We start from the raw sequence: 23,396 nt of genomic DNA, 5'->3' as shown, positions 1-23,396 counted from the left end.
GGGGCGTCATGGACAGATACCGGAATAATGCCTTTGCGGTCGAGGCGCTGGTGCGAGACACCGAGGTGCATCGCGACGTCTATGTCGACCCCGAGATATTCGAGCTCGAGATGGAGCATCTGTTCCCCAACAGCTGGATCTATATCGGGCACGCGAGCCAGCTATCGAAGCCCGGCGATTTCATCACCGCCAATATCGGCCGGCAGCCGGTGCTGGCGAGCCGTCATACCGACGGCGCGATCCACGTGTTCTACAATCGCTGCCCGCACAAGGGCGTGAAGATCGCGTCCGAACCCTGCGGCAACACCGGAAAATTCTTCCGCTGTCCCTATCATGCCTGGTCGTTCAAGACCGACGGCTCGCTGCTCGCGATTCCCCTGAAGAAGGGCTACGAGGGGACCGGGTTCGGCGATGCGCAGGCCAATGAGGGGCTGTCGAAGATCAGGAACGTCGTCGTCTACCGCGATTTCATCTTCGCGCAGCTGAACGACAACGGCGTTTCCTTCGCGGACTATTTCGGCGAGAGCCTGTCGACCATCGACAACATGGTCGACCGCTCGCCGGAGGGGAAGCTCGCGGTCGTCGCGGCGCCGATCCGTTACATGCACACCTGCAATTGGAAGATGCTGGTCGAGAACCAGACCGACACCTGCCACCCGATGGTGGCGCATGAGAGCTCGGCCGGTACCGCGGTCATGGTCTGGAAGCGCGAGCAGGGCTCCTCCACGGAAACGCCGATGGCGGTGCAGCTCTACGGTCCCTTCATGAGCCCGTACGAGTTTTACGAACAAAGCGGCATCCGGATCTGGCCGAACGGCCACGGCCATACCGGCGTCGCCAACTCCATCCATTCGAACTATTCGGACATCGAAGGCTATCTCGGCCAGATGGTCGCGGCCTATGGCGAGACGCGCGCGCACGAGATCCTCGGTGATGTCAGGCACAACACCGTGTATTTTCCCAACATCATGGTGAAGGGGGCCGTCGCGATCCTGCGCAACTTCATTCCGATCGCGGTCGACAAGACGCTGGTCGAGAGCTGGGTCTATCGCCTGGTCGGCGCGCCCGACAAGCTCTACGAACGTGCGCTGATGTACAACCGCTTCATCAACGCGCCGACCTCGATCGTCGGCCACGACGATCTCGAAATGTACGAGCGCGCCCAGGAAGGGCTGAAGTCGAACGGCAATCAATGGGTCAATCTGCAGCGGCTCTACGAGGCCGGTGAGCAGGCGGACGTCACTGCCGTCATCAACGGCACCTCCGAACGGCAGATGCGGAACCAGTTTCATGCCTGGGCCAAGTTCATGACCATCGACATGGACAAGCGCGTCGAGGCCGCGGAATGATCACCGAGAAGACCATCACGGACTTCATCTATCGCGAGGCCGATCTGCTCGATACGATGCAGTGGCAGGCCTGGCTCGATTTGTTTCATCCCGAAGGGCGTTACTGGATGCCGCTCGAATGGCAACAGCAGGACCCGGTGCTCCAGCCGTCCCTGATGTACGAGGATCTGCTGCTGTTGAAAGTGCGGGTCGAGCGCCTCGCCGGCGAGCGGACTTTTAGTCAGAAGCCGAAAAGCCGATGTCACCATCTGCTCCAGGCGCCACAGATCGTCGCGTGCGATAGCGCGACCGGATTGTTCAAGGCGCGAACCTCCTACATTTATACCGAGACGCGTGGTGACCTGCTGGAGCGTTTTTCCGGATGGGCCTCGCACGATCTCGTCCAAATCGGCGACAGCCTGAAGATCAAGCTCAAGCGCGTCGATCTCGTCAATTTCGATGCGCCGTTCGGCAACATCCAGCTTTTCATGTGAGAATGCCTTGACCACTGCGACCACCGTTTACGCGCGCTTTCGCGAAACCGCCCTCCGCCAAGGCGAGGCGGGCTTCCTCAACGTCCTGCCGGAGATCGCCGGGATCTACGGCATCACGGCGGGCGAAATCTCCTATCGCGCCATGCTCGAGCGGATCGGGCACTGGCGATCAGCGTTCGCGCGCCAGGGCTATGGCGAAGGTCACCGGGTCGGGCTTCTGCTCCAGAACCGGCCGGTGTTCATCGAGCTGTGGTTCGCGCTGAACGCGCTCGGCGTCTCCGTCGTGCCGATCAACCCTGATTTGCGGATGAGCGAGCTCGAATACATCATTTCCCATTCCGAAATGAATGCGGCCTTCGTGCTCGCGGAGCGGCGCGCCGAGGTCGAGACGGCGGCGCATCAGGCCGGCCGCGCCATTGCAGTCGTGACTGACACGGACGAGGTTCCCCCACCCTTCGGCGGCGCGCTGGTTGCGGCGGCTGGCGACGGCGCGACTGAATGCGCGCTGCTGTACACATCAGGGACGACCGGGCAGCCCAAGGGCTGCGTGCTCACCAACACTTATTTCCTGCACTCCGGAAACTGGTATCGCGACGTCGGCGGGCTGTGCGGGCTGAAGGCCGAGGGCGAGCGTATGATCACGCCGCTGCCGCTGTTCCATATGAACGCGATGGCGGTCTCGCTGATGGCGATGCTGTCGGTCGGCGGCTGCCTGACCATGCTCGATCGCTTCCATCCGCGCAGCTGGTGGGCCTCCGTACGCGACAGCCGCGCGACCTGTCTGCATTATCTCGGCGTGATGCCCTCGATGCTGATGAGCGCACCCGAAACAGAGCAGGACAGGGCCCATGCCGTGCGGTTCGGCTTCGGCGCCGGCGTGGACAAGCTGCTGCACGCGCCCTTCGAACAGCGGTTCGGCTTTCCCCTGATCGAAGCCTGGGCGATGACCGAGACCGGCAGCGGCGGCGTGATCGCCGCCAATGTCGAGCCGCGCAAGATCGGCACCAGCTGCTTTGGCCGGCCCGCGCTCGAGGTCGACATCCGCATCGTCGAGGAGAGCGGCAATGATGCGCCGGTGGACATGCCGGGCGAGCTGCTGGTGCGGCGGGCTGGCGCGGACCCGCGCTACGGCTTCTTCCGCCAATATCTGAAAAATCCGCAAGCCACCGCTGAGGCCTGGGACGGCGGCTGGCTCCACACCGGCGACATCGTCTCGCGCGATGCGGATGGCGATTTGCATTTCGTCGACCGCAAGAAAAACGTCATCCGCCGCTCCGGCGAGAACATCGCCGCGGTCGAGGTCGAGTCCGTCCTCAATCGCCATCCCGCGATCCGGCAGGCCGCGGTTGCGGCAACACCCGATCAGGTGCGCGGCGACGAGGTCGCCGCCGTCATCATCGCCGAGCAGGCCGGCGCCGATCGCCAGCTTGCCGAAGACATCGTGCGCTGGAGCCTGCAGCAGATGGCCTATTACAAGGCGCCGGGCTGGATCTGTTTTGTCGACAGCCTGCCGCTGACGGCGACGGAAAAGATCCAGCGCGGTGGTCTCAAGGATTACGTGGCGAAGCTGATGGGCGAGGGCGCGTTCTTCGACCTGCGCGACCTCAAGCGGCGGCAAGTCTGATCATGAGCCAGATCCGCACCACACTCGTCACCGGCGGCAATTCGGGAATCGGTGAAGCGCTCGCGAAGCGGCTCGTCCAGAAAGGCCAGCGCGTCGTCTCGGTCGGGCTGGAGAAGCCGGGCTGGACCCATGATCTGCTCGCCGCTTATTGCGCCGACCTGACCGATATCGAGGAAACCCGCGCGATCGCGCAAGAGATATGCAGGGACCACGCCATCGATCGCCTCGTGCACAATGCCGGCATCATCCTGCCGAACCTGCTGCAAGATGCAAAACCCGAGGACATCCTGACTCTCGCGCAGCTGCATCTGGGCGCGCCGATGCTGCTGACCCAGGCTGCGATGGAGGGGATGCGCGCGCGCCGTTTCGGCCGCGTCGTGTTCGTCTCCTCCCGCGCGGCGATGGGGGCTGCGACACGCTCGGCCTATTCGGCGACCAAGGCCGGCGTGCACGGCATGGCGCGGACCTGGGCGCTGGAGCTCGCCGCAAGCGGCATCACCGTGAACGTCGTCGCACCCGGGCCGATCCTCACCGACAATTTCTGGGGCATCATTCCGAAGGGCTCGGAGCAGCAGGAGCGGATGGCGCGCAATGTGCCCGTCGGCCGGCTCGGCTCGCGCGAGGATGTCGCCCACGCGATCGAGTTCTTCCTCGACGAGCGCTCCGATTTCGTCACCGGCCAGGTGCTCTATGTCTGCGGCGGCACCAGCCTCGTCGGGCTCGGTCCGAGCTAGATCTGGTTCTGCCTGATATTCTCGACCATCTTCGCAAGCACGCGGCCGCAGATTTCGATCTCGTCGGGGTCGATGCCTGCGATCAGCCGGTCGTAGTTGGTCGCCATGATCGGCCAGATCTTGCGCAGCAGCGCTTCGCCGTCCGCCGTCAGCGCCACCACCCGGCGCCGCTGGTCTTCCTCCGCGATCTCGCGCATCACGAGGCCCGACGACACCATGGATTCGACCATGCGGCTCGCGGTCGACTGCTCGGTGACGGCGAGAACGGAGATCTCGTTGACGGTCAGGCTCTTGTAGATGAACAGCACCGACAGCGTTCGAAACACGACATTGTTGATGCCGTGCTCGGTGAGATCGCGGTTCTGGTCCAGGTTCCAGCGATTGGCGAGCCGGTTGAACAGATACGGGATGTAGCCTTGCAGCTGCTCTCTCGTCCGGGGCGGACCCGATTTCCACCTGCTCTTGGAATCTTTGGCCATTATCTTTTGCGTCTTTACTTCTTGCTTCAGGGGCGAAGTTTCGAGGAGAGGGAGCGCAGTACCGATAATGCAGCGTCCAGCTCCCGGGCCGGAATGTTCTCCAGCCGTTTGCTGAGATGCTTTTTATGGATTTCGGCTGCCCTCCGGAACAGCTGCTCGCCCTTGGATGTCAGGCGCACGATGAACGAGCGCCGGTCCTCGCTCGACATTTCCTTGCTGATGAGATCGTCCGCCAGCAGGCGCTGCACCAGCCCCGAGACGTTGCCGCCGGAGACCTTTAGATTCTGCGACAGCTGCCCGAGCGCCAATCCGTCCGGGTAACGGTCGAGCTGGGCCAGCACGTCGAACTTCGCCAGCGACAGTCCGAACTCCGCGCCCAGCATCGCATTCAGCGACGCGAAAATCTCGCCATGCAGCGACAGCAGCTGAAGCCAGAGCCGGGTTTCGATCTGCCCATAGGCGGGACCAATGTTCTCTTTGAGTGCTGCCGGCATCACGCAAAACTCTTGATGGTCTGGATCACGCCGTCGAGCTCCTTGCCCGGGCCGTCCTTTAGCGCCGCCTCCCGCAGCCGCCGTGCCCAGTCGGCGGCATCGTCGCGCCGCTCCACCAGCTTGATCGCAGCCAGCGTTTTGTCGAATTTCGACAGCCCGCGGCTGTGGGTATCGGAATAGCCCTTCACCAGCCGGCGGCATTGCAGGATTTCGACACCGAGCTGGTAGTTGGTGCCGACCGCTTCGGTCGCGTCCTTGAGCCATTGGTCGCGATGATCAGTCTCGACCGCATGACGCAGCGAGCGGCGCCGCAGGCCGCGCAAGCCCCCCACCACATAGAGCGCGAGGAACCAGGGCAGTGAATAGGTCCGCACCCGGCGACCCTTGTTGACGCGGCGATCGAGCCAGCCGAGCAGGCGAGGCTTCGCACCAAGCCAGCGGCCGAAGCCTGCCGGCAGCATGCCCATGACCTCTTCCATGCGCGGATGCATGAACTCGGTGGTGTGCAGCACCTGGTTTTGCGACAGCTCCAGCTCGCTCTCGATCCGCGTGCGACGGCTGGCGCGGGTCTTGAGGTCGGCGACGCGGATGACGTCGTCATAGCTCATCGCGTTGGCGAGATGTTTTGCGGCGGCCTGCGTGAAGGCGTAGCCCTTGTCGGCGCCACCGGAGTTGCGGTCGGCACTGGATAGCTTGCGGAGGATGTCGAGATATTCGCTGCCATAAGCGACATCCTGGAAGTCGACCACTTTCCTCAGGCCGGCACGCGCCATCGCCTGCGCCGGCTCGGGCAATTCCTGCGTCAGCCGCGCGACAAGTCCGCCGAGCTGCGGATCGAGCGGCGTCGGCGTTGCGCTGGCCTGTACCGGCTGCACCGGTACCGCAACCTCCGCAGGCCCGGTCTTGACGCGGTCGAAGGCGGCGTCAAAGGTCTCGATGCTGGCCTTTGCGCCCTTGCCGCCGGCGCGGATCACGTCGAGATAGTTTTCGCGGCTGAACGGCAGCACGTTGGCCGCGGCCAGCGCACCGAACATCGCCGCCGAGATGACGCTGCCATGCGCGATCGCCAGCGCATTGAGGTCGAAGATGATCTCGGTCTTGGCGGCAATTCCGATCGCACCCGTCACCGCGCCGTCGTCGGCAATGCCGTTGCCCGGCGCGATCTTCTCGCCGATCGCAAGCGACCGATGGTTGGACGCGATCAGCGTCGTGCGCTCCGGCGTCACCAGGCCGCGCAGGATCGAGCGGCCGGCCTCCATGAATTCCGCGGCCATCACCACGTCGACATCGCCGGGCGTCGGCATCAGCGACAGGATCGGCTTGCGGCCGTCGAGCAGCGGCATCGCCTCGATGTAGTAGATCGTGGCGCCGGTGCGCTGGGCGACACCGGGGACCGAGGTCGATTGCGCGGCCCAGCCATGGTTCTCGGCGAGCTGCACGATCCAGTCGGTGAGGACGCCGCCGCCCTGGCCGCCCATCGCGACGATCGCGATCGAGATCGGCCGTTCGGTCGCATCGCCCGCCGCGGGCAGCGCCAGCTTTACCGTCTCGTCTCTCATGCCAGCGCCTCGAGCGCAGGACGCCTTCGGGCGCGCCGCCGTTGCAGCCAGCCGATCACGGACATCGTGACCTCAGATCTGAACTTGTCCCATCGGCTCGGATTGTGAATGACGTCGGCGCGATAGAACGACGGGCACAGCACGGCGGCCTCGGCGACCTCGCCGCAATTGCCGCACCCGACGCAGGTATTGTCGATCGCTGCGACCGGATCGTCGCGCAGGGGATCGTCGAGCTGTTTGACCGAGAGCGACGGGCAGCCGGACAACCGGATGCAGGCATGGTCGCCGGTGCAGACGTCCTCGTCGACGCCGAACCGTTCCTTGACGATGCGCACGCCGTCCTTGATCGCCTTGTTGATCTGCGGCTTCACGCGGCGCTGCTTGTTCAGCATGCATTCGGAGGAGGCGACGATGACCTTGGGACCTTCCTCCTTGGTCGTCAGCGCTTCCTTCAGCGTGTCGCGCATCTTGCCGACATCATAGGTGCGGTCGAGCTGACGGACCCATTGGCCGCCGATGCCCTTCACCGCCTGCGTGATCGAGTTGTTGGTCTTGCGCCGCTTATTGGTCGCGCGCGACGACAGGATGTCCTGACCGCCGGTCGCCGAGGTGTAGTAATTGTCGACGATGACGAAGACGCCGTCATGCTTGTTGAAGACGGCATTGCCGATGCCGCTGGTCAGGCCGTTGTGCCAGAAGCCGCCGTCGCCCATCACGGCGATCGAGCGCTTGTCGGCCTTGACGTTGAAGGCCGAGGTCGAGGCCGGGCCGAGGCCAAAACCCATGGTGGTCGCGCCGATGTTGAACGGCGGCAGGATCGAAAACAGATGGCAGCCGATGTCGGCCGAGACGTGATGCTGGCCGAGTTCTTCCTCGACGAGCTTCATCGCCGCGAAGATCGGCCGCTCCGGGCAGCCGGTGCAGAGCCCGGGCGGGCGCGCCGGCACGACCTGCTTGAGTTTTTCGATGGCCGGATGATTGAGCACGGGCGCAGCGTCAGGCGCCGGCGGCCGGTTACCCAGCAGCCGCGGCTCGGTCTTTTCCAAAAATTCCCGGACGCCGCCGAGCAGCACCTGCGCCGTGTAGTCGCCGCCCATCGGCAGCACGTCCTTGCCATGGACGCGCGCCTGGATATCCCTGCGGCGCAGCACCGTGTTGATCGCCTGCTCCAGATATTCCGGCTGGCCCTCTTCGACGATCAGCACGGCCTCCTTGTCGAGGCAGAACTCCGCGATCTCCGTATCGATCACGGGATAGGTGACGTTCATGACGTAGAGCGGGACTTGCGTGTTGCCGTAGGCGTCCGACAGCCCGAGATATTGCAGCGCGCGGATCACATTGTTGTACATGCCGCCTTGCATGACGATGCCGACCTTGCCCTGCGTCGGCCCCATCCACTCGTTCAATTTGTTGTCGCGGACGAAGCTGACAGCCGCGGGCATCCGCGTCTTGATCTTCTCCTGCTCGTGCTCGTAGGCCGCCGGCGGCAGCACGATGCGGTTGACGTCGCGCTTCGGGTTGTTGAGCGCGTCCTTGATGGTGTGCGCCGGCTTGACGTTGTCCTTGCAGGCGAAGCTGCCATGCATGTGGCAGGCGCGAACGCGGACCTCGAGCATCACGGGGGTGTTCGAAACTTCCGAGAGCTCAAACCCCTTCTCGATCAGATTGACGATGCATTCATGGTCGGGGCGCGGGTCGAGCAGCCAGATCTGCGACTTCATCGCAAAAGCGTGAGTGCGCTCCTGCATGATCGAGGATCCCTCGCCATAATCCTCGCCGACGATGATCATGGTGCCGCCGGTGACGCCGCCCGAGGCGAGATTGGCGAGTGCATCGGAAGCGACGTTGGTGCCGACCGTGGACTTCCAGGCCACCGCGCCGCGCAGCGGATACATCACCGAGGCCGACAACATCGCGGCGGCTGCCGCTTCGTTGGCCGAACTCTGGAACACGACGCCGAGATCGTCGAGCACGTCCTTGGCATCCGCAAGCACGTCCATCAGATGCGAGATCGGCGAGCCCTGATATCCGCCGACATAGGCGACGCCCGATTGCAGCAGCGCTTTGGTGATGGCGAGGATGCCTTCGCCGCGGAAAATGTCGCCATCGCCGAGCCGGAGATCCTCGACCTCGCGAGCAAAGGAACGTTCAGCCATTGCACCCTCCAGAAATATGCGATAGCATACGTTTACATGTAAAGTAAGTCAACGCCGCGCCATGCTATCACGCCCTCGGAGCTCTGCTCTGAAAGCGGATCATGAGCCAGCGACAGGGTAAGGCCAATGCTGAAGCTGCCTCGCTTTAGAGCTGCCGCCGTCCAGGCCTCCCCCGTCTATCTCAACCCGAGCGCGACCGCCGACAAGGCGGCGTCACTGGTCCGCGAAGCCGCAAGCCACGGCGCGAAGCTCGTTGCGTTCCCCGAGGTGTTCGTTCCCGGCTATCCCTATTGGAACTGGATCACCGATCCCGTTACGGGCAGCGCGTGGTTCGAGAAGCTCGCGAAAGCGTCGGTGCTGGTGCCGGGTCCGGAGGTCGACATAGTCCGCAAGGCAGCGCGCGATGCGGGCTGCTACGTCGTGCTCGGCGTCAACGAGCGCAGCCCCGTGTCGCTGGGCGCGATCTACAACACGCTGGTCTTCATCGGTCCGGACGGCGCGCTGCTCGGCAAGCATCGCAAGCTGGTGCCGACCTGGGCAGAGAAGCTGACCTGGACCGGCGGTGACGGTTCGAGCCTGCGCGTCTATGATACCGAGATCGGACGTCTCGGCGCGCTGGCGTGCGGCGAAAACACCAACACGCTCGCGCGCTTTGCGCTGCTCGGCCAGGGTGAGCTCGTGCATGTCGCAAGCTACATCTCGCTTCCCGTCGCGCCGCCCGACTACGACATGGCGGAGGCGATCAAGCTGCGCGCGATGGCGCATTCTTTTGAAGGCAAGATTTTCACGGTCGTCTCCTGTTCGACGGTCTCGGAGGAGATCATTGCGGCGATGGAGACAATCGTCCCCGATGCGCGAGCGCGCCTGCAGCGCAAGTCGAGCGCATTCTCGGGCATCATCGGTCCTGATGGCCGCGTGGTCGGAGACTCCCTGATCGACGATGAAGGCATCGTCTATGCCGACATCGATCTGGAGCGCTGCATCCAGCCGAAGCAGATGCACGACATCGTCGGGCACTACAACCGGTTCGACATTTTCGGTTTGCGGGTCAACCGCCGGCCACAGACGCCGCTGGGTCTCGCGGACGGTGAGGGCGATGCGGTCGAGCAGGGCTTCACGCCGATCCCGCTCAGATCGGAATAATGGTTTGGGATACGCTGACTTGAAACATGATGAGATGAGGTCGAGCCGCGAAGAAGGTGCGCCCCCTCTCCCGCGTGGTTTGAGGCGCGCGTCGCTCCCGCGACGCCGTGACAGGACTTCATGAGCTGAGGACTTGGAGGACAGCATGCGCGAAAACATCATCGGCCGGGCCAATGTCGAGGACACCCCCGAGCTCAAGGCCTATTACAAGGACCTCGAAAAGTACGAAGCCGGTGCGCTCTGGACGGTCGCCAACAAGATCGAGCCGTGGGCGCCGCAATCGGCATCCGTGCCTGTGCTCTGGCGCTACAAGGATCTGCGCGAGCACGTGCTGCGATCGGTCGAGCTGGTGTCGCCGGAAAAGGCGGGACGGCGGGTGATCTATTTGAACAATCCGGGCCGCCGCGACGTCTCGGCCGCGGTGGGCTGGCTCTATTCGGGATTGCAGGTGATGCATCCCGGCGAGGTCGCCACCGCGCACGCCCACTCGGCCTCCGCGCTACGTTTCATCATGGAAGGCGCGGGCGCCTACACCATCGTCGATGGCCACAAGATGACGCTGGGGGCGCGTGACTTCGTGCTCACGCCGAACGGCACCTGGCATGAGCACGGAGTCGATGCCAACGGTTCGGTCTGCATCTGGCAGGACGGCCTCGACATCCCGCTGGTCAATGCATTGGAAGCCAATTTCTTCGCCGTGCATCCGAAGATCCAGCAAGAGGCGTCCGGCTATCCCGTCGACGGCACGACGAAGACCTGGGGCAATCCCGGCCTGCGGCCGGCCGGTTCGACATGGTCGAAGGGCTATTCCCCCATGTTCAAATATGAGTGGGAGCCGACCTACGAATCCTTGCAGAAATACGCCGCCGCGACCGACGGCTCGCCCTACGACGGCATTTTGATGAACTACGTCAATCCGGTCACCGGCGGACATGTGATGCAGACGATCGGCGCCAGCATGCAAATGCTGCGGCCGGGCGAGAAGACCAAGTCGCACCGTCACACCGGCAGCTTCCTCTATCAGGTCGCCAAGGGCAGCGGCTACTCGATCATTGCCGGCAAGCGTCTGAATTGGGAGGAGCGCGACATCTTCTGCGTGCCGTCCTGGGCCTGGCACGAGCACGGCAATACGTCCCAGAGCGAGGATGCCTGCCTGTTCTGCTTCAATGACCTGCCCGTCATCGAAGGCCTCGGCTTCTACCGGGAGGAGGCCTATGGCGACAATGCGGGCCACCAGCCGGTTGCCGCCTGACATCTTCACGTAACTCAATCGAAAGAGCCGGACAAAGCTGCCATGCGTCTTGTCACCTACACCACGGGCTCCAGCGGGCCCCGCCTCGGCGTTCTCGTCAGCGGATTGGTCGTCGACATCGAGCGCCTCGGCGCGGCGCGCGGCCTTGCCTGGCCGAGCGACATGCTGTCGTTCATCGACAACAGCGTGACCTTGCTGCCGGCGTTGCGGGATTGTCTGGAGAGCGTCAACGGCCGCCTGCCAACCGGCTCCGCCGTTCCGGTCGAGGACGTCAAGCTGCTGGCGCCGATCCCGCGCCCGCGCAAGAACATCTTTGGCATCGGTCTGAACTACCGTGAGCATGTCGCGGAATCCGCCAAGAGCCTCGATACCAGCAAGGAGCTGCCGAAGCAGCCGGTGGTATTCTCGAAGCCGCCGACATCGGTGATCGGCCCCGGCGCCGCAATCCATCACAACGCAAAAATGACGCAGCAGCTCGACTGGGAGGTCGAGCTCGCCGTCATCATCGGCAAGACCGCGACGCGCGTCAGGACCGAGAAGGCCATGGACCACGTCTTCGGCTATTCGGTGATGATCGACATCTCCGCGCGCGACAATCGCCGCGCCGGCCAGTGGATCTTCTCCAAGGGCATGGACACCTACGCGCCGTTCGGCCCCTGCATCGTGACTGCGGACGAAATTCCCGATCCGCATGGTCTCAGGCTGTGGCTGACCAAGAACGGGATCATGAAGCAGGACTCCAACACCAAATACATGATCTTCGATATCCCGGTCCTGATTGCCGACATCTCGTCGGGCATGACGCTCGAGCCCGGCGACATCATCGCGACCGGAACGCCCGAAGGCGTCGGCGCAGGGAGGAGCCCGCAGGAATGGCTGTGGCCCGGCGACGTCGTGGAAGCCGGCGTCGACGGTGTCGGCGTCATCAGGCACCCGGTCGTCGCGATCTGATGAAATCGTTCTCGTTCGATCGCGAGCTGCGCTTCGGAGACTGCGATCCTTCGGGGATTGCGTACTTCCCGTCCTATCTGAACATCCTCAACGGTGTCGTCGAGGAGTTCTGGGCGGGCATCGGCTTCCCATGGCCGGAGCTGATCACGATCCGGAAGATCGGGACGCCGACGGTGCATCTGACTTGCGATTTTTCGCGGCCGTCGAAATTCGGTGACGTCCTGAGCTTTGAGCTTGGCATCAGCAAGGTCGGCGGATCGTCGCTTCATCTGGGCCATGTCATCTCGGGCGCCGATGGCGTGCGCTGGCGCGCGCACCAGATTCTTGCCGCGACCTCGCTGGTCGATCACCGCGCCATTCCGTGGCCCGATGACGTTCGCGCGGCTCTCGTGGCGCATCTGCAAGTCGGAGGGGAGGCGACAGTGTCATGATCTCGCTCTTTATGACATTTTCCGATCCGGCGGGCGAACGGCGGATCCGCCCAGACGATCTCGCGGCCGCCGCCGCAATGGTCGGATCAATCCCCGACATGACCGAGGGGCTGCTGTTCACGCCGATGGAGAGCAGTGTCGATCATCCGTACAAGGGCGACGGCGCGGGGCCCGTGTTCGCTCTTCAATTGCGCTTCGCCGATTTGTTCGCCTGCGAGGCCGCCGCGGATGCCGGCGGAGTTCTCGCACGTGTTGCGGCGGGGACTGGCTTGCCCAGCCTCGCGGGATTGGACGTCACGCACCAAATGATGCTGACGCGTTCGTTTCCAGTCGACGACGCCGCACATGCGCCTGGCACGGTGACGCCGTGCAGCTATCTCGTGCATTATCCCGGGCCTGCCGACGACATGAATGCCTGGAACCTGCATTATCTGGAGCACCATCCATCGATCATGCGAACGTTCCCCAACGTCCGCCAGATCGAGATCTACACCCGCATCGACTGGGTCGACCGGCTGCCGTCGAACCGCGTCGAGCACATGCAGCGCAACAAGCTGGTGTTCGACAGCCCGCAAGCCCTGGCGCACGCACTCGGCTCCGACGTCATCACGCGCATGCGCGCGGACTTCGTGAAATTCCCGCCGTTTGCGGGCGGCAACAAGCATTTTCCGATGCTGACGCGGGTGGTTATGCCGAAGCCTTAGAGGGCCGAGAGCGTGAACGAATATGGCGCGAGCCGACAAATGCGGATTGATCGCTAGATGTCTGCTTTGGCGCTCATTTCGGACTCAAGTCACGCGTCACGTTACTTCCGAAATGGGCCAGAATCGGACCTCTCCTATTCTATTCGATGACCTCATCGGCAAGTGCCGAAAGCGTCGGCGACACGATGATACCAAGCGACTTCGCGGTTTTTTGGTTGATCACGAGAGCGAACTTGCTTGCTTGCAGAACAGGGAGCTCGCTAGGCTTGGTTCCCTTCAAAATCTTCGCCGCGTAGGCGCCAGCGTTTCGATATCCCTCCAGAGGATCAGTAGAATACGACATAAGGAGGCTCGCACGTCCCCATTCCGGGTAAGCGCCAAAGGTAGGCTTTTTCGCTCCTGTTACGAGAGTCATTACTCTCGCTAAGTTCCCGAATAGAAGGGGTTCGCCCGAGATGTAAAAGCCGCTAACGTCATCGCGCAGCCCCGAGGCGAAGGCGCCCTCCAAATCGTCAGCCGTTTTGATATCGTAGTGCAGCACCTCAAATCCGAACTGCCCGGCGGCCTTGTGGAGGGCATCTTTCTCCTTGGTTGCCAACGGCCCGGCCGCAGGGCCGATGACGCCTAGTCGCTTCAAGTCCGGCACCAGCTCCCTAAAGAACCCGAGACGTTTTTGCGCCATTGTTTCTTCGCCGCCAACAGCGTTCATGACATTGCCAGTCAGCATCCCTCCCGGACGCGCATAGCTCTGGACCCAACCCAATGCGATCGGATCGGCGGCGATCCCGGTGAATACTACCGGAGTGTCAGGATAGAGTTTATGGAACGCGCTAATTCCCATTGCGCCTATCACGACTACTCGGGGCGTAAGCGAGCCCAGCTCCTCAACAAGCCGATCGACGCGACCGAAGTCTCCTTCCAGAAACCGCAGCGCGAGGGCGTAGCTCTTCTCATCTACAAAACCTTCGTCTGTAAGGCCCCTACGAACCGCAGCAATCCTTAATCTTGCGAGTTCGGTCTCTTCTTTCATAGGAGCAAGTACGCCAATCAACGGCGGGCTCCTCCTTGTCTGCGCGCAAACTGACGTTCCAAATCCAAGCGCTGCCGTGGCAGCCAGGCCGATAAATGCTCTTCGACGCATCAAGTGCCCTCCCTTGGAAGGTGACCTAGCCTCTTGCTATCAACGGTCTAGGAGTGTGCCTCCATCGACCTGACTTCCGCAATGGGTCACAGGCGTCGATTGGCGCTCAGCCGCAAACTTCCGGTCTACCCCTGCGAACCGACACGTAGCCGCACTGCGTCAATGGCAGTGATGGGCCAACAGGCGACTTGGCCATCGGCATTTAGGCAGCGTTGGACCATCATGCCGCCCGTGGGCGATCAAAGTTGGGGTTGGGGCCAATCAGAAATGGGACCGGCGGGACGACACGTAAGCTCCCAATGGGTGTTATCGCCGACGTTCTCGTGAATCCAATCGATTTCGACGCTCTTGGTAAGCCGATCAATCCGGCCGGAGACGTTCGGCCTCCCATTCGCGTACTGACTGCTGAATCCGACTAGCAAGGGGGTGACCTTCGTGATCGGTACGACGTTATCTAGGAACGACACCGTTTGATCGTCCCCGCTCACAATGATGCTGAGGTTGGTGACGGGCGTGAATTCCAACTCTGCTCCGGATTTAACCGCTAACCTACTCGTTCCTTGGCAACGCAAAGTTATCTTCGAGCTTGGCTGCGCACCTGCGGATTGTATCAAGGCAAGCGACAGAACTGCACACATTAACCTCATTGACGACAGACCCTCGTTGCTGTGTCAGATGTTATCTTCATCGGTTGACATCATAGCTGCCGAGACCTCCAGCGGAAAGTCGGCTCTGGGTCAAAGGCGCGTGTCGATGGTCATCTGGCGCAAGTCCGGTTCACCGATCCCATCGGACCTTGGCCGCCCTCCGCGCCTCTTCGGCTGGGGCCAACAGCCGAGTCGAAGCTCTCTCAAAGCCCACGATGCCGTAAAATAGACATACACAAAACACGAGATGCGGATCGGGCCGTCGTGGGGAATGGTCGCGGAGAACCTGATATGCGGGCATGGTCGTTTTTCAATGCGGTCTTCTCTGCCTTCACTCTCAGTCTCACCGGAGCCCACATTGCGCTCGGAGCCGCGTCCAACTGCGGCATTCCTTCAGACATCGATGACGGATGGGCGATTACGTCGCCGGAAAAGCAGGGGCTGAACTCGACGCCGCTTTGCACGATGGCCGACGGCATAACTGGCGGCACGCTTGCGAATGTGGACTCGATCGTCGTCGTTCGCCACGGCGTGCTCGTCTACGAACGCTACTTCAACTACCCTCAGCTGCCAGAAAATGATGCGACCACGCGGCACAGAGGTTATTCCATGACCAAAAGCGTCGTCTCGCTGCTGGTCGGGATAGCCATGGATCGCGGCCTGATCAAGGATCTGGACGCGCCGATCGTTTCGTATCTTCCGGAAGATGCCAGTCTCCGCGGGCCCGACAAGCATCGTATCACCCTGCGTCATCTTCTGATGATGTCGGCAGGATTGGGGTCCGATAGATCTCCGGGTGCATCGTTCAAATACGACAGTCGGGAGACAGAGCTGATTGGGGCTGTCCTACGTCAGGTCACTGGGAAAAACGTAGAAGAGTTGGCTCAAGAAAGCATTTTTGCACCGCTCGGCATCAATGATTTTGAATGGCATAAAGACGCATCTAGCGGTCTTCCGGCGTCAGCTCGCGGCCTAGACCTGCGACCTCGCGACTGGGCGAAAATCGGCCAGCTTGTTCTCAATCATGGAGTTTGGGAAGGTAGGCAGATCGTCTCGGCTTCCTGGGTAACTCAATCCACGAGCGAGCAAATCAAGACTGGCCCGCCCTCTGCCGCGCAGATCGAGGCGGAAGGCCCACGCGCTTATGGCTATCAGTGGTGGCTCGGGCAATCCCTGGACAAAGACCACACGGTTCAATGGATCGCCGCGATGGGCTTCAATTCTCAAAAAACCCTCGTCATTCCTACGCTTGACATGGTCGTTGTCTTCAACTCGTCCCGACAATCCAAAAACATGGTTGCACCTGAATTGGACTTGTTGGATCGATACATCTTACTCGCGACTTCAAAAGACTGATCGCGCAGCAGGCTAGCCGACGGCCTCGATTTGCCGCCCGCGGAGATCGGCATCGCCCATGACACTGAAAGCCCGCAATCGCCTCCGGACTTCCGGACACGAATTGCTTTACCTCTCTTCGGCGCGTTGCCGCCACCATCCGGGGTTGCGTATATCCGAAGACACTTCATCGGCTGTCACCTCTTGGCTCGCCAGCGCGAACAAGACCATCCCGCCACGGCTGCGGCGAGCGCAATCACGGCTCTGATGGGTTGGCGCTTCATATCGGAAATCCGGGGATACCCGGGTTGGCGGTTGCAGCGCTCGGCTATCCATGCCGGGCGATGATGGCACTATGCCACTGTTTTGCCCGACGGGTCAAGCGAAATTCGTAAAATCCGCAATTTCTCTATGTTAAGCCGTTGATATCGCTATCACCGGCTACTGTGCATGGGGTTGTTTTCGCTGTTTTTAATGTCCGCCGAGATAGGCGGTGATCAGCCGGGGATCATGGATGAGGTCCTTGGCCGGACCCGACTGCACGACCTCGCCGGTCTCCAGCACATAGCCGTAATCGGCCGTCTCCAGCGCAGCGCGCGCATTCTGTTCGACCAGCAGGATCGAAACTCCGAGGTCGCGCAAGGACGCGATGGTGCGAAAAATCTCGCGCACGATCAGGGGCGCAAGGCCGAGGCTCGGCTCGTCCAGCATCAGCAGTTTCGGCTTGGCCATCAGCGCGCGCCCGAGTGCGAGCATCTGGCGTTCGCCGCCGGAGAGCGTGCCGGCCGCCTGACGCTGCCGCTCCTTCAGGCGCGGGAAGCGGTCGTAGACCTCATCGAGCGTTGTCTGCACGCCCGAGCGGTCGCGCAGGCTGTAGGAGCCGAGCAGAAGATTGTCGGCGACCGACATGTCCGAGAACAGCTCGCGCTTTTCAGGGACAAGGCAGAGCCGGCGCTCGACGCGGTCCTCGACCGACATCTTTCCGATGTCGCCGCCCTGAAACACCATGCGGCCGCGCGAGGCGAGCAGGCCGATCGCGGCCATCAGCAGCGTGGTCTTGCCGGCGCCGTTGGGGCCGATGACGGTGACGATCTGGCCTTCTTCGACCGACAGCGACACGTTGCGGACCGCTTCGACATTGTCGTAGCAGACGGTGACGTCTCGCATGGAAAACATCTCGCTCATGCGACGCCTCCGAGATAGGCCTCTTGGACGCGCTCGTCGCTGCGGATCGCAGCTGGTGCGCCCTCGCAGAGCTTTGATCCGAAATCGAGCACGACGATGCGGTCGACCAGCGACATCACGAACTCCATGTCGTGCTCGACGATCAGGATGGTCAGATGGTCCGCGCGCAGCGACCTCAGCAATTCGGCAAGCCGCAGCTTCTCCTGGCGGCGCAGCCCCGCCGCCGGCTCGTCGAGCACCAGCAGTGTCGGGTCGGCGGCGAGGGCGCGGGCGATCTCGAGAATGCGCTGATTGCCGAGCGGCAGATTGCCGGCGAGCTCGAACGGCTTGTCGCCGAGCCCGACGCGTTCGAGCTGCATCAGTGCCTCATGCCGGGCACTGGCTTCCTCACGCTGGTTGAGACGGAATGCGCCGGCCAGCAGACCCGCGCCGGTGCGGGCGTAGGTGCCGAGCATCACGTTTTCCAGCAGGCTCATGCGCGGCCTGAGCTTGACGTGCTGGAAGGTCCGCGCGATGCCAGCCTTGGCGATGCGCGATTGCGCGTCGCGGGTGATCGGCCGCCCGGCAAAGACGATCTCGCCCTTGTTGACGCGCAGCGCGCCGGTCAGGCAATTGAACATCGTGCTCTTGCCGGCGCCGTTGGGGCCGATGACGGCGAGGATCTCGCCCGACCGCACCTCGAAGCTGACCTTGTTCACGGCGACGAGGCCGCCGAAGCGGCGCTCGGCGCCGTCGACCTTCAGAAGCAGCTCGCCGGGCGTCGGCTGCACGCGGCGGGGCAGGGGCGGCGCGGTCCGCGGCCGCTCGCGCTGGATCTTCGGCAAATAGCGCGCGACGAAGGGCACGATGCCCTGCCGCGCCCATTGCAGGAACAGGATGAACAGCGCGGAGAAGGCGACGATCTCAAGCTGCCCCGATGCGCCCTTGGCGATCAGTGGCAGATAGTCCTGCACGCTGTTCTTGAGCAGGGTGACGATGGCAGCTCCCACGACGCCGCCGAGCAGGCTGCCGGCGCCGCCGACCATCGACATCATCAGATATTCGATGCCCATGCCGGCATCGAACGGACCCGGGCTGATGAAGCGGCTCATATGCGCGTAGAGCCAGCCCGAGAGCGACGCCAGGAACGCCGCGATCACGAAGGTCACGAGCTTGATTCGGAAGGCGTTGATGCCGAGGCTCTCGACCAGCGTGTTGCCGCCGCGCAGTGCGCGCATGGCGCGGCCGAGCCGGGAGTCCATGAGGTTGTAGCCGAGGAACAGGATCACGGCGACGATGCCCCAGATCAGGAAATAGATCTGCGCGCTTGAGACCAGCGCGAACGAGCCGATGCTGATCGGCGGGATCGAGGAGATGCCGTTGAAGCGGCCGAGCCCCTCGACATTGCCGAACAGGAAGCCGATGGCGAGACCCCAGGCGACCGTCGAGAGCGAGAGGAAATGGCCCTGAAGCCGCAGCGTGACGATTCCGAGGATCGCTGCGACGCTACAGGTCAGCGCCACGCCGAACACCAGGCCAAGCCATGGCGAATAGCCGTTGAGGGCCGAGACCCAGGCCGTCGCATAGGCCGCGACGCCGACGAAGGCCGCCTGTCCGAACGATACGATGCCGCCGACGCCGGTGAGGAGCGCAAGGCCAATGGCGACGAGCGAATAGATGCCGATATAGTTCATCAGCGTGATGCTGAACGGGCTGAGCACGAACGGCGCCAGCGCAAGGCACACAACGGCCGCCAGCGCCGCAAGCTGAACATGAAGGCGCGTCATTCCTCGATCTCCTCCTCGGAATGCAGCGAGGCGAGGGATCGCCAGATCAGGACCGGAATCAGGAGCGAGAACACGATGACGTCCTTGAGCGCACTGCTCTCGAACGACGCGAAGCTTTCGAGGATGCCGACGCCGACCGCGCCGATCGCGGCACCGGGATAGCTGGTCATGCCGCCGACGATGGCGCCGACGAATGCCTTGAGGCCGATCAGGAAGCCGGAATCGTAGAACACCGTATTCACCGGCGCGATCAGGATACCGGATACGCCGGCCATCAGCGATCCCAGCAGATAGGCGATGGTGCCGGCGCGCGCTGGCCGGATTCCCATCAGCCGCGATCCGGTGCGGTTGACGGCGGTGGCGCGCAGGGATTTGCCGACCAGCGTGAAGTCGAAGAAGAGGTAGAGCAGACCGCTGAAGACGAGCGCCGCAATCACGATCAGCATGGTCTGGCCGGAGATCAGCACGCCGGCGAACTCCGTCGAGAGCGACGTCAGCGGCTCGGTTCGGACACCCTCGGGTCCGAAGAACAGCAAGCCGAGGCCGACCAGCGCGAAGTGCAATGCGACGGAGACCGTCAGCAGCAAGAGCACCGTTCCGTCTGCGATCGGGCGGAAGACGATCCGGTCCAGAAGGGGCGCAATCGGCGTGATCAGCATCAAGGCCAACACGAGCCGGATGGCGAGGGGCGGATCGGCACGCATCGCAAGCCAGGCGGCGCCGACCACGGCCAGGGGAATCACGAGGTAGAACAGAAGCGCGCGTGGCAGCAGGCGAAGCTCGCCATTGCGCAGGAGCGAGCTGATTTCGATGAGGGTCGCAAGGCAGGCCAGGATCACGACGAGCGCTCCCGTGCCCGGAAAGCGCTTGGCGTCGAGTGCGGCCAGCGTCAGCGCGGTGAAGGCGGCGATGTCACCGAAGGGAATGAAGATGACCCGTGTCACCGTGAAGATGAGGACGGTTCCGATCGCCACCAGCGCATAGACTGCGCCGGTGGCGATCCCGTCGATCGCAAGGATGGCTGCGATGTCGCTCGTCATTGAGACGCCGTTCCCCCGTTCTGATCGTCTGCGCTTACGGTGCGTACTTCCAGCCGCCGCCGGTGAGGCGCACTACGACCAGCGAGCGCTCGTCGACGCCGGTCACGGCGCCCGGCTTGAAATTGTAGACGGCATGCACGCCCGGCAGCTCCTTGGTGCTCAGGATCGCATCGCGGAGCGCCGCGCGGAATTCGACGGTGCCGGGCTTTGCGGTCTTCAGCGCGCGCTCGGCGGCGTTGGCGAAAATCAGCCAGGCGTCGAAGGAATAGGCCGAGAAGCCGTCGGTGGTCGGGATATTGTGGGTCTTCTGATAGACGCTGCGAAAATCCAGCGCGATCTTCTTGGCGAAGTGCTCGTCGGGAAGCTGCTCGGCCACGATCACGGGGCCGGCGGAGACCTGGATGCCGTCGGCCGCCTTGCCGCCGACATTGACGAAGTCCGGATTGACCAGCGCAACCGTGCCGTAGGTGTTTCCCTTGAAGCCGCGCTCGGCGAGGCTGAGCAGCGGCAGCGCGCCCTGCGTGCCCGAACCACCGTCCAGCACGGCATCGGGACGCGCGGCCATCACCTTGAGGATCTGCGCGGTCACTGAGGTGTCGGTGCGGGCGTAGCGTTCGTTGGTCTGGATCTTGATGTCGCCGGCCGCCTCGGCCGCCTTGGCGCCGTTATAGACGAGGTCGCCCCAGGCGTCGGTGAAGCCGATATAGCCGATGTTCTTCATGCCGTCGCGCTTCATGCGGTCGGCGATGATCTTGACCAGGAGAGAGGCCGGCTGCGGCACCGAGACCACCCATTGCTCGGGCGTTTCAGGAAGCTTGCCGATCGGCGACACCGCGATCATCGGCACTTTCAGCTCGCTCGCGACCGCGGCCATGGCGATGGTCGACGGTGCGGTGGCGGTCCCGATCAACAGGTCCACCTTCTCCTCCTCCACCAGCTTGCGCGCGTTGCGGGTCGCAGCCGACGGATCGGAGCCGTCGTCGAGCTGGATCAGGCGGATGGTCTCGCCGTTGATCGTCTTCTTGTACTCATATGCGGCATTGATGCCCCGGCCATAGGGAATGCCGATCGAGGAGCCGTTGCCGCTCAGCGACGTGACGAAGCCGATGGTGATGTCGGCCTGCGCACCCGGCGCCGCCAGGACGCCGGCAGCAAGTGTGAGGAAGCTCAGAGTCTTTCGCATGTGCGTTCTCCTCCGTTGATGCTGGGTACGACAAACTGACTGAAAGCATTGCTGCAGCGCCAAATGCCGGGCGCCTGTCGATGTGATGGGAAGTGATTGCCGCAGTCGCGATGCGCGACCGGCGATGCTGCTGCGGGCTGTTCAAGCCCGACGATTGTCCACGCGATTGAGTTTCTCAAAATCGGTGCCCTGCAACATCATTGTCTTGGCCATCGGCCGCGACCGGTGGAGGATTACTTAAAGCCTAAAGTATTCCTGGCGGGGCCGTCAACACGTGTCACGGCGCCGTCAGAAAAAAATGTTGTTGCATACAATTCCATCAGAGTTCGCCATTTCCTTGATCTCTTTGCCCCGCTGAACAGGCGTCCGCGCCGCGTTGCGAGAGTACCGCTCGCCGTCGCTGCCGCACACATTTGACGGCTCAATTAGTTTATGGTTGAAATATATCGTGGCAGCCGACGGCCGGTCCTCCGATGGACCGCTCGAGGAGTAAGGACGATGCGCATCTTCTGGCAGAGCTTCGTTGATGCGAGCGTCAATGCGCCCTACATGGCGCGGCTGTCCGAATATCTCAACACGATCGCGGCGCCCGGGACGATGGTGCATGTCGAAGGCATCTCGCCGCCGGACCGCGAGTTCGGGCGGCTCGCCGAACTGCGCTGCGCGGTTCAGGCCATCGACAACGGCATCGCGGCCGAGGAGGCCGGGTTCGACGCCTTCGTCATGGGACATTTCCAGGATCCCGGCCTCTACGAGCTTCGTTCGGCGCTCGCCATTCCCGTGATCGGGACCGGCGAAGCGACGCTGCTTGCGGCATCGCAGCTCGGCCGGCGTCTGGGTCTCGTCACGCTCGATCCCGTTTTCGAAGTCTGGCACTACGAGCAGGCCGAACGTTACGGCCTCGGTGATCGCGTCGTTCACGTGACCGGCATGGGCTGCAAGCCCGAGGATTTTGCCGATGCGTTCGCAGGCAACGAGGCGGCTCAGGCTCGCATGATCAGTGATTTCGTCGCCTGCGCGCTGCCGCTGATAGAGCGCGGCGCCGATGTCGTGATCCCCGCCGGCGTGCTTCCCGGTCTCTTGATTGGACGGGAGCATGGCCTGAAGGTCGGGCATGCGCCTGTCGTCAATTGCGCGGCCGTTGCGCTCAAGAGTGCCGAGATGTGGGTGCAGCTCAGGCGCCTCAATGGCACCGAGCCCAGCCGCGGGCCGAGCTTCAGTCGCGCGAGCGATCTGGCCCGCAGCGATTTTCGCGCAATGCTCGCCCGCAACAAGCGTTAGGGCGCAGCGTCGAACTTTGGAGACCTGGACATGATGACGCCCGAAAAAATCCTGTACGAGACCGAGGTGACGGCGACCGGTGGCCGCGACGGCAAGGCCGCGAGCGCGGACGGTCTGTTGTCAGTCTCGCTGTCCTTGCCGAAATCGATGGGCGGCCCCGGCGGCGAGGGGACCAATCCGGAGCAGCTCTTTGCGGCCGGCTATGCCGCGTGCTTTCTCGGCGCGGTCAAGCTGGTGGCGCGTACCCGGAAGATCGTGCCGTCCGCCGAGCCGTCTGTGACGGCGAAGGTCGCGATGGGGCCGGTTCCCGTCGGTTATGCGCTCGCCGTCGAATTGAAGGTCAATTTGCCCGGGATCGAGAAAGCCGTCGCCGAGGAGGTCGTCGCCGGCGCGCATGAGCGTTGTCCCTATTCGAACGCGACACGCGGCAATATCGACGTCCGGCTGACGGTGATCTGAGGCGCGCGAC

Annotated in this window: 21 protein-coding genes; 12 read left to right on the top strand and 9 right to left on the bottom strand. The window is 63.0% G+C overall.

What is annotated here, in order from left to right:
- Nucleotides 1–8: 8 nt before the first annotated feature.
- Genes IVB29_RS17125 through IVB29_RS17110 form a run of 4 tightly spaced genes read left to right on the top strand, consistent with a single transcriptional unit; the run spans nucleotide 9 to nucleotide 4,180 of the window.
- Nucleotides 9–1,349: an aromatic ring-hydroxylating dioxygenase subunit alpha gene (locus tag IVB29_RS17125; protein ID WP_247504549.1), complete on the top strand. Its 1,341-nt coding sequence runs from the start codon at nucleotides 9–11 to the stop codon at nucleotides 1,347–1,349.
- Nucleotides 1,346–1,822, top strand: coding sequence for an aromatic-ring-hydroxylating dioxygenase subunit beta (locus IVB29_RS17120; protein ID WP_247504548.1), 477 nt, complete (start codon nucleotides 1,346–1,348; stop codon nucleotides 1,820–1,822). Before IVB29_RS17125 ends, IVB29_RS17120 begins: the two co-directional genes overlap by 4 nt.
- 7 nt (nucleotides 1,823–1,829) lie before the next feature.
- The gene (locus tag IVB29_RS17115) at nucleotides 1,830–3,446 is read left to right on the top strand and encodes an ATP-dependent acyl-CoA ligase (protein WP_247504547.1); all 1,617 of its coding nucleotides are present in this window, start codon (nucleotides 1,830–1,832) and stop codon (nucleotides 3,444–3,446) included.
- Nucleotides 3,447–3,448: 2 nt separating this feature from the next.
- Entirely contained in the window at nucleotides 3,449–4,180 is a 732-nt protein-coding gene (locus IVB29_RS17110) for an SDR family oxidoreductase (protein WP_247504546.1), read from the top strand.
- On the opposite strand, the gene IVB29_RS17105 is transcribed toward IVB29_RS17110, so the two are convergent.
- The 4 genes from IVB29_RS17105 to IVB29_RS17090 are packed head-to-tail and all read right to left on the bottom strand — an operon-like array spanning nucleotide 4,177 to nucleotide 8,868.
- The gene (locus IVB29_RS17105; protein WP_247504545.1) at nucleotides 4,177–4,659 is read right to left on the bottom strand and encodes a MarR family winged helix-turn-helix transcriptional regulator; all 483 of its coding nucleotides are present in this window, start codon (nucleotides 4,657–4,659) and stop codon (nucleotides 4,177–4,179) included. The genes IVB29_RS17110 and IVB29_RS17105 overlap by 4 nt on opposite strands.
- 26 nt (nucleotides 4,660–4,685) lie before the next feature.
- Nucleotides 4,686–5,153, bottom strand: coding sequence for a MarR family transcriptional regulator (locus IVB29_RS17100; RefSeq protein WP_247504544.1), 468 nt, complete (start codon nucleotides 5,151–5,153; stop codon nucleotides 4,686–4,688).
- Nucleotides 5,153–6,712, bottom strand: a complete 1,560-nt coding sequence (locus IVB29_RS17095) for an indolepyruvate oxidoreductase subunit beta family protein (protein WP_247504543.1) — start codon at nucleotides 6,710–6,712, stop codon at nucleotides 5,153–5,155. Before IVB29_RS17095 ends, IVB29_RS17100 begins: the two co-directional genes overlap by 1 nt.
- Nucleotides 6,709–8,868, bottom strand: coding sequence for an indolepyruvate ferredoxin oxidoreductase subunit alpha (locus IVB29_RS17090; RefSeq protein WP_247504542.1), 2,160 nt, complete (start codon nucleotides 8,866–8,868; stop codon nucleotides 6,709–6,711). Before IVB29_RS17090 ends, IVB29_RS17095 begins: the two co-directional genes overlap by 4 nt.
- A gap of 126 nt (nucleotides 8,869–8,994) precedes the next feature.
- Between IVB29_RS17090 and IVB29_RS17085 the strand changes: the two genes are divergently transcribed.
- From IVB29_RS17085 to IVB29_RS17065, 5 genes are all read left to right on the top strand, one after another.
- On the top strand, nucleotides 8,995–10,011 hold the full coding sequence (locus IVB29_RS17085) for a carbon-nitrogen hydrolase family protein (RefSeq protein WP_247504541.1): 1,017 nt from the start codon (nucleotides 8,995–8,997) through the stop codon (nucleotides 10,009–10,011).
- 145 nt (nucleotides 10,012–10,156) lie between these two features.
- Entirely contained in the window at nucleotides 10,157–11,263 is a 1,107-nt protein-coding gene (locus IVB29_RS17080; RefSeq protein WP_247504540.1) for a cupin domain-containing protein, read from the top strand.
- 42 nt (nucleotides 11,264–11,305) lie between these two features.
- Entirely contained in the window at nucleotides 11,306–12,214 is a 909-nt protein-coding gene (locus tag IVB29_RS17075) for a fumarylacetoacetate hydrolase family protein (protein ID WP_247504539.1), read from the top strand.
- Complete coding sequence (locus IVB29_RS17070) at nucleotides 12,214–12,645, top strand: thioesterase family protein (RefSeq protein WP_247504538.1); 432 nt, start codon at nucleotides 12,214–12,216, stop codon at nucleotides 12,643–12,645. The genes IVB29_RS17075 and IVB29_RS17070 overlap by 1 nt, the downstream gene beginning before the upstream one ends.
- Nucleotides 12,642–13,349, top strand: coding sequence for a hypothetical protein (locus IVB29_RS17065; RefSeq protein ID WP_247504537.1), 708 nt, complete (start codon nucleotides 12,642–12,644; stop codon nucleotides 13,347–13,349). The genes IVB29_RS17070 and IVB29_RS17065 overlap by 4 nt, the downstream gene beginning before the upstream one ends.
- A 139-nt stretch (nucleotides 13,350–13,488) precedes the next feature.
- On the opposite strand, the gene IVB29_RS17060 is transcribed toward IVB29_RS17065, so the two are convergent.
- On the bottom strand, nucleotides 13,489–14,379 hold the full coding sequence (locus tag IVB29_RS17060) for an ABC transporter substrate-binding protein (protein WP_247504536.1): 891 nt from the start codon (nucleotides 14,377–14,379) through the stop codon (nucleotides 13,489–13,491).
- 1,049 nt (nucleotides 14,380–15,428) lie between these two features.
- Between IVB29_RS17060 and IVB29_RS17055 the strand changes: the two genes are divergently transcribed.
- Entirely contained in the window at nucleotides 15,429–16,493 is a 1,065-nt protein-coding gene (locus tag IVB29_RS17055; RefSeq protein ID WP_247504535.1) for a serine hydrolase, read from the top strand.
- A 450-nt stretch (nucleotides 16,494–16,943) separates the two neighbouring features.
- Here the strand turns inward: IVB29_RS17055 and IVB29_RS17050 are convergent, their stop codons facing one another.
- Genes IVB29_RS17050 through IVB29_RS17035 form a run of 4 tightly spaced genes read right to left on the bottom strand, consistent with a single transcriptional unit; the run spans nucleotide 16,944 to nucleotide 21,646 of the window.
- Entirely contained in the window at nucleotides 16,944–17,657 is a 714-nt protein-coding gene (locus IVB29_RS17050) for an ABC transporter ATP-binding protein (protein ID WP_247504534.1), read from the bottom strand.
- Entirely contained in the window at nucleotides 17,654–19,423 is a 1,770-nt protein-coding gene (locus tag IVB29_RS17045; protein ID WP_247504533.1) for a branched-chain amino acid ABC transporter ATP-binding protein/permease, read from the bottom strand. Before IVB29_RS17045 ends, IVB29_RS17050 begins: the two co-directional genes overlap by 4 nt.
- Nucleotides 19,420–20,463, bottom strand: a complete 1,044-nt coding sequence (locus IVB29_RS17040; protein ID WP_247504532.1) for a branched-chain amino acid ABC transporter permease — start codon at nucleotides 20,461–20,463, stop codon at nucleotides 19,420–19,422. Before IVB29_RS17040 ends, IVB29_RS17045 begins: the two co-directional genes overlap by 4 nt.
- A 34-nt stretch (nucleotides 20,464–20,497) precedes the next feature.
- Entirely contained in the window at nucleotides 20,498–21,646 is a 1,149-nt protein-coding gene (locus tag IVB29_RS17035; protein WP_247504531.1) for an ABC transporter substrate-binding protein, read from the bottom strand.
- A 498-nt stretch (nucleotides 21,647–22,144) separates the two neighbouring features.
- Between IVB29_RS17035 and IVB29_RS17030 the strand changes: the two genes are divergently transcribed.
- Nucleotides 22,145–22,927: an aspartate/glutamate racemase family protein gene (locus tag IVB29_RS17030; RefSeq protein WP_247504530.1), complete on the top strand. Its 783-nt coding sequence runs from the start codon at nucleotides 22,145–22,147 to the stop codon at nucleotides 22,925–22,927.
- Between the two features lie 30 nt (nucleotides 22,928–22,957).
- Nucleotides 22,958–23,386 (top strand): organic hydroperoxide resistance protein, encoded by a 429-nt coding sequence (locus IVB29_RS17025; protein ID WP_346731288.1) that lies wholly within the window; start codon nucleotides 22,958–22,960, stop codon nucleotides 23,384–23,386.
- Nucleotides 23,387–23,396: the final 10 nt, after the last annotated feature.

Source organism: Bradyrhizobium sp. 1 (assembly GCF_023073315.1).
In the GTDB taxonomy this organism is placed as follows: domain Bacteria; phylum Pseudomonadota; class Alphaproteobacteria; order Rhizobiales; family Xanthobacteraceae; genus Bradyrhizobium.
The sequence above is the reverse complement of the archived record's forward strand: the minus strand, read 5'-3'. Positions and strand labels throughout refer to the sequence as shown.

What these genes read in the sequence shown, in the direction of transcription:
- IVB29_RS17125 (WP_247504549.1), top strand. Translation starts at nt 9, where the DNA reads ATGGACAGATACCGGAATAATGCCTTTGCGGTCGAGGCGCTGGTGCGA.
- IVB29_RS17120 (WP_247504548.1), top strand. Translation starts at nt 1,346, where the DNA reads ATGATCACCGAGAAGACCATCACGGACTTCATCTATCGCGAGGCCGAT.
- IVB29_RS17110 (WP_247504546.1), top strand. Translation starts at nt 3,449, where the DNA reads ATGAGCCAGATCCGCACCACACTCGTCACCGGCGGCAATTCGGGAATC.
- IVB29_RS17105 (WP_247504545.1), bottom strand. Translation starts at nt 4,659, where the DNA reads ATGGCCAAAGATTCCAAGAGCAGGTGGAAATCGGGTCCGCCCCGGACG.
- IVB29_RS17100 (WP_247504544.1), bottom strand. Translation starts at nt 5,153, where the DNA reads ATGCCGGCAGCACTCAAAGAGAACATTGGTCCCGCCTATGGGCAGATC.
- IVB29_RS17095 (WP_247504543.1), bottom strand. Translation starts at nt 6,712, where the DNA reads ATGAGAGACGAGACGGTAAAGCTGGCGCTGCCCGCGGCGGGCGATGCG.
- IVB29_RS17090 (WP_247504542.1), bottom strand. Translation starts at nt 8,868, where the DNA reads ATGGCTGAACGTTCCTTTGCTCGCGAGGTCGAGGATCTCCGGCTCGGC.
- IVB29_RS17085 (WP_247504541.1), top strand. Translation starts at nt 8,995, where the DNA reads ATGCTGAAGCTGCCTCGCTTTAGAGCTGCCGCCGTCCAGGCCTCCCCC.
- IVB29_RS17080 (WP_247504540.1), top strand. Translation starts at nt 10,157, where the DNA reads ATGCGCGAAAACATCATCGGCCGGGCCAATGTCGAGGACACCCCCGAG.
- IVB29_RS17075 (WP_247504539.1), top strand. Translation starts at nt 11,306, where the DNA reads ATGCGTCTTGTCACCTACACCACGGGCTCCAGCGGGCCCCGCCTCGGC.
- IVB29_RS17070 (WP_247504538.1), top strand. Translation starts at nt 12,214, where the DNA reads ATGAAATCGTTCTCGTTCGATCGCGAGCTGCGCTTCGGAGACTGCGAT.
- IVB29_RS17065 (WP_247504537.1), top strand. Translation starts at nt 12,642, where the DNA reads ATGATCTCGCTCTTTATGACATTTTCCGATCCGGCGGGCGAACGGCGG.
- IVB29_RS17060 (WP_247504536.1), bottom strand. Translation starts at nt 14,379, where the DNA reads ATGAAAGAAGAGACCGAACTCGCAAGATTAAGGATTGCTGCGGTTCGT.
- IVB29_RS17055 (WP_247504535.1), top strand. Translation starts at nt 15,429, where the DNA reads ATGCGGGCATGGTCGTTTTTCAATGCGGTCTTCTCTGCCTTCACTCTC.
- IVB29_RS17050 (WP_247504534.1), bottom strand. Translation starts at nt 17,657, where the DNA reads ATGAGCGAGATGTTTTCCATGCGAGACGTCACCGTCTGCTACGACAAT.
- IVB29_RS17045 (WP_247504533.1), bottom strand. Translation starts at nt 19,423, where the DNA reads ATGACGCGCCTTCATGTTCAGCTTGCGGCGCTGGCGGCCGTTGTGTGC.
- IVB29_RS17040 (WP_247504532.1), bottom strand. Translation starts at nt 20,463, where the DNA reads ATGACGAGCGACATCGCAGCCATCCTTGCGATCGACGGGATCGCCACC.
- IVB29_RS17035 (WP_247504531.1), bottom strand. Translation starts at nt 21,646, where the DNA reads ATGCGAAAGACTCTGAGCTTCCTCACACTTGCTGCCGGCGTCCTGGCG.
- IVB29_RS17030 (WP_247504530.1), top strand. Translation starts at nt 22,145, where the DNA reads ATGCGCATCTTCTGGCAGAGCTTCGTTGATGCGAGCGTCAATGCGCCC.
- IVB29_RS17025 (WP_346731288.1), top strand. Translation starts at nt 22,958, where the DNA reads ATGATGACGCCCGAAAAAATCCTGTACGAGACCGAGGTGACGGCGACC.